Here is a 12,403-nt window from a genome sequence, read left to right as displayed (position 1 = left end):
CTATTCTTTATCATACGCATTTTACAACATTTTGAGCCTAAATATGAAGTTAAATGCTCAATAAATGCGCTAATGCACGTTCTAACTTATCTTCTGAAACACCGAACATTTCACTTAACTTTGATTTTAGCATCGATTGATTTGTTGTATTAAAGTACAAATAACTTACTGCTGCAGTATACGCATTGACATTGTCTGTATCTACGTCCGTTTCTAATAAAGATTCGGCATAATTAATCCAACTTAAAAACAATGCTGTTTCGTCTTTCGTTTCAGATATTTGATATATCTGTTGCATTCCTTTGTGAATAAAATTTAACTTTCGCAATTGTAGACCTTGGATGAGATACGATAAATATAGTTTTTCATAATCTCCCATATCTTCCAATATTGACCAAACATCTTTCGTCATCAATACTTCTTTTCCATTCAGTTGATGAAGTAAAAACAATCCGTAAAGACGTCGATGCCCATCATCACTCGTAAGTAATGGCGCGATGTGTTCGTTAAAATAAGTCTCACTCGTATCCATAATCCATGGCGGCACACCCGGCGTGGCTTTAGCAAAATCTTGCAATCTTTTCCAGAAGTGTTCGCTTTGAGATGGTTGACCTAAATAATAATAATTAAAAGACAAGGCATGAAACAGTTGGAACGTTTGGAAACTTCCTTTTCGATGAAGGGGTAACAGTAGTTGCTGCGATGCCTCATATTGCTTTAAATAACTTAAAACGGTACCCAATTTAAAAGATTGGTCATCATTCATTGGTATAATTTTGTTTAAAACTTTAATGTAATGCGCATATTGCTTTGTTTCATTCATGTTATATAAGAGTAACGTGTAATGACATAACGCATGTACATCTGACGCATCTTCCTCTAATAAAGTCTCAAACATTGCTTTAGCTTCTTTATTTTCATTGAGGTAAAGATAACACATTGCTAAAAGGTTTCTCATGACTCTATGATTTTTAATATGCGTTTCTTGGTTCAATATATATTCACGTGCATCAAGTAGTCTACCTTGACCAAATAAATATTGAAAGATGATTTGAGCGACAAATAATTCACTTTCAAGCTCTAATTGCGCGTCACCCATCAACGTGACTTCAAACATGTGTTCTAATTCATCACGATAATCTTCGTCTTGCGTTAAAAACGCATACCGCAGCCCGAATAAATACGCTTTATTCGGTTCATTCAAGTCAATGTTTAACTGACTCAATTCATACAAACACGTTTCAATTTCATCATCTTTGCTCAATGCTTCATAATAAATCGCTTCCGCTTTTTTAGGCTGACGTAACTTCACATAACACGTTGCAAGTTGTTGTTTTGCATCAAAATTATCTGGTGACAATTCTAACACTTTGTCCAAATATTTTTTTGCTTTTGCGTATTCCTGCTGTAACATTTTTTGATGCGCCAATCGCTCATACAATGCTACATCAGTACCAAGTTGAATAATTTTACGATGCTGTGTCATCCTTGTCACCTCACTTTCACAACGGTTTAATTTGTATTGGATTGCCTATCGCTTTCGAATTGCTAGGAATATCTTTAGATACGACGGCATTGGCGCCTATTTGTACGTTATCTCCAATTGTCACACCAGGTAAAATCGTAACATTGGCACCTATAAGTGTATCGTTTCCAATATTGACATCACCTAAGCGTAACTGATCAGGTAAAAATTCATGCGTTAATATCGTCGTATGGTAGCCTATGGTCACATTGTGCCCTATTGTGATTTTCTCTGGATACATTAAATCAGGCACAACTTTAAAAGCAATAGCTGTATGGTTACCAATATTCATATGTAGTAAACGTCGATACAACAAAGGTTTAAGCTGAATCCATGGAAAATAGCGCAAACATTCGATAATGATTACATTTTTGAATAATTTGGCAAACGAAATATATCGATACAAATACCACAATGGGTTATATTTGCCTTTTGATGCTATGACCTTAACCTTTCTTGCCATAAGACTTACCCTTCCTTTGCGTTGGCCAAGGTAAAATTGAAACATCTTTATATTTCGGTGGTTTTACTTTTAATCTTCTCCATAAAATCATACCTACACCTATGAGTATGAGCAAGATAGACATTAACTGTGCCACACGTATTGTCTCAGTTAACATCAAACTATCTGTACGTAAACCTTCTACAAAGAAACGACCGATAGAATACCATATTAAGTATAAGAAGAAGGTTTCACCTACAAGTAGATGCTTGCGCAGTGAAATAAGAATGATAAACCCAATAAGGTTCCATAACGATTCATACAAAAATGTAGGATGATAATACACACCATCAATCAACATATTATCAATGATAAATTGAGGTAAGTGTAAATCTTCTAAAAAGGCACGAGACACCGGACCACCATGTGCTTCATGATTCATAAAATTACCCCAACGTCCAATGGCTTGTGCTAAAATGATGCTCGGCGCGGCAATATCACCTAATTGGAATGGATGCCAATCTTTGCGATAGCAGTAATATATCCCTGTAATAAACGCCCCTATGAGCCCTCCATGTATCGCGAGTCCACCTAACCAAATCATCGGGATTTCGACAGGATGCATGAGATAGTAATTGAGATTAAAGACTACAAAATAAAGCCGTGCAGTTAAAATTGCAACTACAACACAAACGAGTATCGTATTGATAAGTTCTTCCTCTTTAAAACCAATTTTTTGAGCGCTTTTTTGTGCAAGGACATATCCTAATAAAATGGCAGTTGCAATAATAATGCCATACCATCGCACATGAATTGGCCCAAGTGAAAATGCGATAGGATCGATATAACCTAACAACATTACACATCTCCTTTACGTTGACTATTTTTTAATATTTCAGCATTTAACCGCTCGTTAAATTCTTCTGCAGTGTTGATCCCCATAATATTTAATCGGTAATTCATCGCCGCGACTTCAATAATGACTGCGACATTGCGTCCTGGACGTACGGGTATCGTTTTCTTTGTAATTTCAGTATCCATAATTTTTAATGTTTCTTCATTTAAGCCAACACGATCATACAGTTTATCTTGTCGCCAAGTCTCTAAATTAATATTGAGACGAATACGCTTTTGCGTTAATATTGATCCTGCACCAAATAGAGTCATCACATTGATAATGCCTAATCCTCTAATTTCTAATAAGTGCTCGATAATTTTAGGTGGTTTTCCAATGAGTTGATCTTTATTAATCTCTTTAATTTCTACATTGTCGTCAGCTACTAATCGGTGTCCACGTTTAACCAGCTCTAATGCTGTTTCACTTTTACCAATACCAGAATCACCCGTAATTAATACACCTACGCCGTAAACATCGACAAGCACACCGTGCAATGATGTTGAATTCGCAAGTTCATGCTCTAAAAATGTTGTAAATCGTCCCATAACACGTGTTGTGGCTTCATCAATATACATAAGTGGCGTATCCGTTGCATGTGAAGCTTCTATTAATTCTTCTGGTGCTTCATGACCTCTTGTGATAATAATCGCTGGGGTTTCAGGCCTACATAATTTACGCATCCGTCCTTTACGTTCTTCCAAAGGCAATAAATTGTAAAAAGATAATTCTGTTGTCCCTAAAAGTTGAATCCGATTGGATGCATAATGTGAAAAATAGCCTGCCATTTCTAAACCAGGTCGAGAGATATCTGTATTCATTATCGGCCGATCCAATCCTTTTTCACCAGCAATCACATTCAATTTGAATTTTTCCACTAAGTCTTTTGTCGTTAACATACGTTCACCTCAATTAGTGCTTTCATCAATGATTTCAATTATAGTATACAAAATAATCTATACGTATAAAGTTTCATCGTTTATCATTCCATTATACATGAACAGGGTGAGAGTATAAAAATAAATCTTTTTGACTTATTTTCAACGCTCACCCTGTGATTTAAAAGCTATTTGCCATACTTATTCAGTTTTTCAGTCACATCACGAAATGTTTTTTCAATTTGGCTAAACGTATCCATGGCACTATCATTTTGTTCACGGTCTTTTTTTGAGGACTCATTCTTTTTATCTGTAGCTTTTTTTAATGTAGATGTGACTTGTTTCAATGTTTGATTCATAAAGTCTTCCATTGAAGAATCGGATTGACGTTCGTGTTGATGTGAATGCGACTGATTTTCTGTTGAGTGATTTGGAGACTTCGATGACATGTCTTGGTGTTGGGTTGTTTTACACTCAGATTGTTGACGCTCATGTGTTTTCCCATACATTGCATCCAATAAAATCGCCGCAGACTCCACAGAAATTTTATGCGCTTCTAACAATTCTAAAACTTTCATTTGTGCCTCTTTCATAGCTCACCCTCCATCCGTGCTTTATCACGCGCAAGAACTTGTTTTAAATATTTGCCCGTGTAGGACGATTTTGTTTCAGCAATTTCTTCAGGTGTCCCAGTAGCTAAAATGGTGCCACCACCTTCTCCACCTTCAGGTCCTAAATCGATAAGGTGATCTGCTGTTTTAATCACGTCTAAATTATGTTCAATAATAACAACCGTATCACCGTTATCGACGATTTTTTTAAGCACTTTAAGCAATCGACTAATATCATCAACGTGTAGTCCTGTTGTAGGTTCATCTAAAATGTATATTGAGCGACCGGTCGACCGTTTATGCAATTCAGAGGCTAATTTAACACGTTGCGCTTCTCCACCAGACAATGTAGTAGCAGGCTGTCCAAGTGTAATATATCCTAAACCAACATCTACAAGTGTTTGTAATTTACGTTTAATTTTAGGTATATTTTCAAAAAAGCATGTTGCATCTTCAACAGTCATAGCTAGAACATCAGCAATGTTTTTGCCCTTATAAGTGACTTCTAATGTTTCACGATTATATCGTTTGCCTTCGCACACTTCACAAGGTACATACACATCAGGTAAGAAATGCATTTCAATTTTTATGATACCGTCACCTTTACACGCCTCACAACGGCCACCTTTCACGTTAAAACTGAAACGCCCTTTTTGATACCCTCTTACTTTCGCTTCATTTGTAGATGCAAAAACATCACGAATATCATCAAATACGCCGGTATACGTTGCAGGATTTGAGCGTGGTGTACGCCCAATTGGCGATTGATCAATATCAATAATTTTATCAATTTCATCTACACCGTGAATCGCATCATGGGCACCTGGACGTACTTTAGATTTGTTTATTTGCTTTGCTAATGCTTTATATAACACTTCATTTACAAGAGAACTTTTACCAGAACCCGACACACCTGTCACGACATTCATCACAGAGAGCGGAAAAGCAACATCAACATTTTTCAAATTATTGCTGCGTGCCCCTTTAATTTCAATTTTACGTTCTGTAATGTCACGTCGTGCTTCTGGAACAGGAATAAATTTTTTGCCACTCAAATATTGACCTGTCAGCGATTTTTTATTTCGCATCACTTGTTTCGGTGTGCCATTTGCAACCACTTGACCACCATGTTCTCCAGCTCCAGGACCAATATCGACAAGATAATCCGCTTCTATCATCGTGTCTTCATCATGTTCAACAACGATAAGGGTATTTCCTAAATCACGCATATCTTTTAATGTTGAAATCAAACGATCGTTATCACGTTGATGTAAACCGATTGAAGGTTCATCAAGAACATAGAGCACCCCAGACAAACGTGAACCGATTTGCGTCGCAAGGCGTATACGTTGTGCCTCGCCACCTGACAATGTACCTGAAGCACGGTTTAACGTTAAATATCCTAATCCAACATTATTTAAAAATTCTAATCGTGCAATGATTTCTTTTAAGATCAGTCGTGCAATCTGCTGATCTTGGTTAGACAACTGGATATTTTGATAATAATGTAATGCGTCGTGAATAGATTGTGAAACGACTTCTCCAATATTTTTACCTGCAACATAGACAGATAACGCTTCTTTACTTAAACGCTGACCCTGACACGTTTCACATACTTGCTCTGCCATATATTTTTGCATCATTTCTCGAACATACTCTGACGGTGAATCATGATAGCGACGTTCAATATTAGGAACGACACCTTCAAAAACCATCGTTCTTTTGCGCGACTGGCCAAATTTGGATTTAAAAGTAAACGTAATTTCCTTGTCTCCAGATCCATACAAAATAATATTTTTTTGACGCTCGGTGAGCTTTTTATACGGTTTATCCATATTAATTTTATACACTTCACATACGCGTTTAAGAAGTGTTGGATAATAATCAGAACTTGTAGGTTCCCAGGCTAAAATAGCCCCCTCATTGAGGCTCTTTTCTTTATCCGGAACAACCAAGTCTAAATCTACTGTTAACTTTTGTCCTAAACCATCACACGTTGGACATGCACCGAATGGGCTATTAAAACTAAACATCCGTGGTTCTAATTCACCAATTGAAAACCCACAGATTGGACAGGCGTGTTTTTCAGAGAACTCCAATTGTTCTCCGTCTATCACATCTACAACGAGTCGACCTTCTGATAATTCTAAAACGGTTTCAATTGAATCTGCGAGACGTGTTTCGATGCCAGGTTTCACAACTAATCGATCGACTACAATTTCTATCGTATGATTTTTATTCTTATCTAATTCAGGTACTGCCGTTATATCCATGATGTCCCCATCAACGCGCACCCGTACATATCCTTTTTTGCTAATATCATTGAGTAATTTTTCATGTGTCCCTTTACGATGATTCACGATAGGTGCGAGCAATTGAATTTTCGTCCGTTCTTCTAATTGAAGTATACGGTCGGCCATTTGTTGAACCGTTTGTGATTCAATTTCAATGCCGTGATTCGGACAAAAAGGTTTGCCGATTCTAGCATATAATAGTCGAATATAATCATAAATTTCCGTGACTGTCGCCACTGTTGAGCGAGGGTTCTTACTTGTAGTCTTCTGATCAATAGAAATTGCCGGAGAAAGTCCTTCAATCGTGTCTACATCAGGTTTATCCATCTGACCCAAAAACTGTCTGGCATAAGCACTTAACGACTCCACATACCGGCGTTGTCCTTCTGCATAAATCGTATCAAAAGCAAGAGAAGACTTACCAGAACCTGACAATCCTGTCATGACAATAAGTTTATGTTTCGGCAATTCAATATCTACATTTTTTAAATTATGTGCACGAGCACCTTTCACAACGATTGACGGTTCTTTCATTTTATTCACCCTTCTGCTTTTAATTCAAATAACATATCTCTGAGTTCCGTAGCTCTTTCAAAGTCTAACGCTTTTGCAGCTTCTTTCATTTCTTTTTCTATATTTTTAATCGTTTTTTCTCGTTCTTTTTTCGTCAGTTTTTTAGGGACTTCTTTACGGTGGTCATCATTGATTTCATCTGTTTCAACCGTAGCACTAATGACATCATGTATTTTTTTATTAATAGTAGTTGGTGTGATGCCATGTTTTTCGTTATAGGCCATTTGTATACTACGACGTCGTTCTGTCTCATCAATCGCATATTGCATAGAATCAGTGATTTTGTCAGCATACATAATCACTTCACCTTTATCATTACGTGCAGCGCGTCCAATGGTTTGAATGAGCGATCTCTCCGAACGTAAAAATCCTTCTTTATCTGCATCTAATATAACAACTAATGACACTTCTGGAATATCGATACCCTCTCTTAATAAATTAATGCCTATTAAAACATCAAACGTCCCCATACGTAAATCACGAATGATTTCGATACGTTCTAGCGTTTTAATTTCTGAATGGAGATAGTTTACCTTTACCCCAGCTTCTTTAAGATATGTTGTTAAATCTTCACTCATTTTTTTCGTTAATGTCGTAATGAGCACACGTTCATTACGGTCTACACGCTCTTGTATTTCAGATAATAAATCATCAATCTGATTTTTTGTCGGTCGCACTTCAATTTTCGGATCTAATAATCCAGTTGGTCTTATAATTTGTTCAACCATTTCATCCGTATGCTCTAGTTCATAAGGACCAGGTGTAGCAGATACATAGACCAGTTGTCGTGCTTTCGATTCAAATTCTTCAAATTTTAAAGGACGGTTGTCCAATGCGCTTGGCAAACGGAAACCATGTTCAACTAACACATTTTTTCGCGCTTGATCACCATTGTACATCCCTCTAATTTGAGGTAAAGTCACATGTGACTCATCTATCATAATTAGCCAATCGTCTCCAAAATAATCGAGTAACGTATACGGCGTTGAACCTAATGGACGTAACGTTAAATGCACAGAATAATTTTCAATACCTGAACAAAATCCCATCTCACGCATCATTTCTAAATCATAGTTCGTGCGTTGCTCTAATCTTTGGGCTTCAAGTAGTTTGTTTTCATTACGCAATTTTTCAAGTTGCGTGGCTAATTCTTTTTCAACACGGTCAATAGCAATCTTCATTTTTTCCTCGCGGGTAACGAAGTGAGATGCTGGAAATAGTGCAAAATGTTCACGTTCACGTAGCACTTCTCCTGTTAAATAATTAATTTCACTGACTCGGTCAATTTCGTCGCCAAAAAATTCCACACGGATACATAACTCATCTCTAGAGGCTGGGAAGATTTCTACGACATCGCCTCTAACCCGAAATGTTCCCCGTTTAAAATCAATGTCATTCCGTGTATATTGTACATCAACAAGTTTTCTTAATAGTTCACTACGATCCATTTCCATGCCCACACGAATACTTACCACTAAATCTTTATATTCTTCTGGGTTACCTAAACCATAAATACAACTCACACTTGCGATAATAATGACATCATCACGCTCAAATAATGCACTTGTTGCAGAGTGACGCAACTGATCAATTTCATCATTGATAGAAGCATCTTTTTCAATAAACGTATCTGTTGACGGGACGTACGCTTCTGGTTGGTAATAGTCATAATAACTTACAAAATATTCCACTCTATTGTCAGGGAAAAACTCTTTAAATTCACTATACAATTGACCCGCTAATGTTTTATTATGTGCAATGATTAATGTCGGCTTACCGACTTCTTTAATCACATTACTCATTGTAAACGTTTTGCCGGTACCTGTAGCCCCTAAAAGGGTTTGATGACGCTTACCTTCTTTAATACCTTTAGCAAGTTCAGCAATCGCTTTAGGTTGATCACCTTGAGGATCAAATGTGGATGCAATTTTAAAAGCATGATGCTCCATTCGTGTACGCTCCTTTCAACGCAATAGTAAGTTTATTTTAGCAAAAATTTCACAGCAAGTACAAACATCTGTTCGGGATTTTAGTAATTAACTTTTCTTATCTTAAACACAAATAAGGATAAGATTCCTTTCTTAAGGAAATCTTACCCTTCATTATCCTGTTGTTTATGAATTTGCAACTGGTCAACAATAATATAGCCAGCTAATAACGATACAACATCTAAAAAGATAATCCATTCATTGTGAAAGAATTCTTTATATACTGATGCACCTATTAAAATAAGTGTAATGAGTGTGCCCACCCACTTGCTTCTCGTGATTGCACTAAATATAACTACGAGAACACATGGAAAGAATGCGGCTAACATATACCATATCATGATTATCACACTTTCCTATTTTTAAGAATTTGCATCGTCATTTCTCGTAATTCTGTACGAGGTATGAATTTTTCTGTTAACATCTCAGGAATGATGTTTTCAATAAAATCTTGAACCGCATGCAAATGATCAAATTGCATAATTGTTTCTAAACTCATTTCATAAATTTCAAAGAATAGAGGTTCTGGATTACGTTTTTGAATTTCCCCAAAAGTTTCATACAAAAGATCAATTTTGTCTGCGACTGCTAATATTTGCCCTTCTAAAGAATCGTCTTTCCCCTCTTGAAGACGTTGTCGATATATTGCTCTATATCGTTCTGGTATTTCCTCGGTAATAAAGGTATCCACCATTTCTTCTTCAACTTGTGAAAATAATTTTTTTAATTCTCCACTCGCATATTTTACAGGTGTTTTGATATCTCCGGTAAACACTTCTGCAAAATCATGATTTAACGCTTTTTCATACAAACTTTTCCAATCAACATCTTTGCCATGATATTCTTCAACCGTTCCTAAATATTGCGCAATCTTAGTCACTTTGAAAGAGTGGGCAGCGACATTATGTTCAAAATATTTAAATTTACCTGGCAAACGAATTAGTTTTTCTAAATCTGATAGTCTTTTAAAATATTGATGTACACCCATTACCAGACCTCCTTTAATGTTTTGAAACCGTTCTATTACCGTAAGCGAAAGTATTTTTCTAGTTTGATGATAATATAACACAAAATGAAGGATTCTATCACTATATAAATTAATGTACGATAAATATTCAAATTTAATGAATAAAATAAAATTGTTCATATGATTCAATCACGCGATGATTGACGACAAAAGGGGCCACCCAATTCATTTCTGATACGACGATTGCATTGCTTTTTATCGTTTCGACAATGGCCACATGCCCAAAAGGGCCTTCCTGCGAAACCATGATTGCACCTATTTGAGGTGACGTTGAAACATGAAATCCTTGGGCTCGCGCATGTGCATACCAATGTTTGGCATCACCCCAATGATTGTGAATCGGACGTCCTAGTGCCATTCGTCTTTGAAAAGCATAATACGTGCATTGACCTTGTAAATATAAATTTTGCGAGGAATCTGATTTATGATTTAAAAAGTTTAATGTTGATTTATCTTTAATAGGTGGCTGTGTTTTTGAGGAGGTTTTGTTTCCTTGGAAATAGGCTGTTGTTTTATGAAGAATATTTAAAGTGGAAAGTGACCTATCTTGATACGATGTGTGATGTTTTGGTTGGGAAGTACGCGAGGGAGATGCTATCGTAGGCGTTGGTATCTGTCGTGGTTGAAATAACAACGCGGCTCCTTTAGGAGATATCGCTAACCGTTGTTTGGGTACTAATGTTTTAAAGGTCGGATTATATTGATAAAATGTGTGCGTTGTTAAATGATAACGTGCCAAAATACGATTTAAGGTATCACCTTCTTCTACAATATGAACATGTTTATTAGGGATACGAATTTTTTTAATCGTTTGCGATGGTTGCCCATATGAGGGATTTAAACTTTTTAATTCTTGAACAGATATACCTGTTTTTTGTGACAAATCGTTCAGTGATGCACGATTATGGACATCAATACTTTGTGTGAGTGATGTGTTCGCAACGATCAACGCAATGACATAAGTTCGTAACATAGATTCTTTCTGTACTCCTTTCTAAATAGAAAAACTTGGAGTATTACGTTCAAGTCCACACTCCAAGTTTCTATACATTTTAATTCAATTGGCTTCTAAGGTAAGCATCTATAAACGGCCCAATTTCTCCGTCCATAACCGCGTTTACATTTCCCGTTTCCGCATTGGTACGATGGTCTTTCACCATAGAATACGGGTGAAAAACATACGATCTAATTTGACTGCCCCAACCAATTTCTTTTTGTTCTCCACGAATTTCAGCAAGTTCACGCTCTTTTTGCTCAATTTCAAGTTGATACAATTTCGCTTTTAGCATTTTCATTGCAGCTTCACGGTTTTTAATTTGTGAACGCTCATTTTGGTTGTTTACGACAATACCAGTCGGATGATGCGTAATTCGGATTGCTGATTCTGTTTTATTAATATGCTGACCACCAGCACCCGAAGCACGGAACGTGTCGACAGTTATGTCATCAGGATTAATCTCAATTTCGATTTTTTCATTATTGAATTCAGGTATGACATCACATGAAGCAAATGATGTATGACGACGTCCTGAAGAATCAAATGGTGAAATGCGTACTAAGCGATGCACACCTTTCTCAGCTTTTAAATAACCATAAGCATTATGACCTTTAACAATCATCGTCACACTCTTAACTCCTGCTTCATCACCAGCTTGATAGTCAACGATTTCTACTTTAAACCCTTGTTGTTCACAAAAGCGCTGGTACATTCTGAGCAACATATTTGTCCAGTCCTGCGATTCTGTACCACCAGCACCTGGATGTAACTCCAAAATCGCATTATTTGCATCATGTTCACCATCAAGTAAAAGTTGAGGCTCAAAGCGGTCAATTGTTGTACCATAGCTTTCAACGAGTGATTCCAGTTCATTTTTGAGTTCTTCATCATCATCTTCTTGCAAAAGTTCAAACGTTGCTTTCATGTCTTCGATTTCATTATTAATGTCATGATACGTAGTCACGATTGCCTTTAAAGCATTATTTTGGTCAATGATTTCTTGCGCTTTCGCTTGATCATCCCAAAAGTTGGGTTGCGCCATCATTTCTTCATATTCTTGTATATCTGTCTCTTTTTTTTCTAAGTCAAAGAGACCCCCTGAGTTGATCGAGTTTTGACTCGAAATTTTCAATTACACGTTTAATTTCAGATCGTTCCATGTCTGTACTCCTA

11 protein-coding genes are annotated in these 12,403 nt (G+C 36.6%); all 11 read right to left on the bottom strand.

Features of this window, described 5'->3' with window-relative positions; translation table 11 throughout:
• Positions 1–49: 49 nt before the first annotated feature.
• Positions 50–1,486: a tetratricopeptide repeat protein gene (locus GJE18_RS02275; protein ID WP_060550612.1), complete on the bottom strand. Its 1,437-nt coding sequence runs from the start codon at positions 1,484–1,486 to the stop codon at positions 50–52.
• A gap of 16 nt (positions 1,487–1,502) precedes the next feature.
• On the bottom strand, positions 1,503–1,988 hold the full coding sequence (locus GJE18_RS02270) for an acyltransferase (RefSeq protein ID WP_060550611.1): 486 nt from the start codon (positions 1,986–1,988) through the stop codon (positions 1,503–1,505).
• Complete coding sequence (lgt, locus tag GJE18_RS02265) at positions 1,972–2,826, bottom strand: prolipoprotein diacylglyceryl transferase (protein WP_060550610.1); 855 nt, start codon at positions 2,824–2,826, stop codon at positions 1,972–1,974. Before lgt ends, GJE18_RS02270 begins: the two co-directional genes overlap by 17 nt.
• On the bottom strand, positions 2,826–3,761 hold the full coding sequence (hprK, locus tag GJE18_RS02260) for an HPr(Ser) kinase/phosphatase (protein ID WP_060550609.1): 936 nt from the start codon (positions 3,759–3,761) through the stop codon (positions 2,826–2,828). The genes lgt and hprK overlap by 1 nt, the downstream gene beginning before the upstream one ends.
• Before the next feature lie 167 nt (positions 3,762–3,928).
• A complete protein-coding gene (locus GJE18_RS02255; RefSeq protein ID WP_060550608.1) occupies positions 3,929–4,333 on the bottom strand; it encodes a hypothetical protein in 405 nt (134 codons plus the stop codon).
• The gene (gene uvrA, locus GJE18_RS02250) at positions 4,330–7,179 is read right to left on the bottom strand and encodes an excinuclease ABC subunit UvrA (protein WP_165886072.1); all 2,850 of its coding nucleotides are present in this window, start codon (positions 7,177–7,179) and stop codon (positions 4,330–4,332) included. Before uvrA ends, GJE18_RS02255 begins: the two co-directional genes overlap by 4 nt.
• A gap of 5 nt (positions 7,180–7,184) precedes the next feature.
• Positions 7,185–9,167, bottom strand: a complete 1,983-nt coding sequence (gene uvrB, locus GJE18_RS02245; RefSeq protein WP_165886071.1) for an excinuclease ABC subunit UvrB — start codon at positions 9,165–9,167, stop codon at positions 7,185–7,187.
• A 143-nt stretch (positions 9,168–9,310) separates the two neighbouring features.
• Positions 9,311–9,547 (bottom strand): CsbA family protein, encoded by a 237-nt coding sequence (locus GJE18_RS02240; RefSeq protein ID WP_037567884.1) that lies wholly within the window; start codon positions 9,545–9,547, stop codon positions 9,311–9,313.
• A gap of 5 nt (positions 9,548–9,552) precedes the next feature.
• Positions 9,553–10,194: a YfbR-like 5'-deoxynucleotidase gene (locus tag GJE18_RS02235; protein ID WP_037567881.1), complete on the bottom strand. Its 642-nt coding sequence runs from the start codon at positions 10,192–10,194 to the stop codon at positions 9,553–9,555.
• A gap of 133 nt (positions 10,195–10,327) precedes the next feature.
• Positions 10,328–11,206 (bottom strand): COG3942 and LysM peptidoglycan-binding domain-containing protein, encoded by an 879-nt coding sequence (locus tag GJE18_RS02230; protein WP_060550605.1) that lies wholly within the window; start codon positions 11,204–11,206, stop codon positions 10,328–10,330.
• Positions 11,207–11,285: 79 nt separating this feature from the next.
• A protein-coding gene (gene prfB / locus GJE18_RS02225) for a peptide chain release factor 2 (RefSeq protein WP_165886070.1) occupies positions 11,286–12,390 on the bottom strand; the annotation gives its coding sequence in 2 pieces (ribosomal slippage) (positions 11,286–12,317 and positions 12,319–12,390; 1,104 coding nt in all).
• Positions 12,391–12,403: the final 13 nt, after the last annotated feature.

This window comes from Staphylococcus agnetis, assembly GCF_011466855.1.
GTDB classification, from domain to species: domain Bacteria; phylum Bacillota; class Bacilli; order Staphylococcales; family Staphylococcaceae; genus Staphylococcus; species Staphylococcus agnetis.
This window is presented reverse-complemented; position numbering and strand designations above follow the sequence as displayed.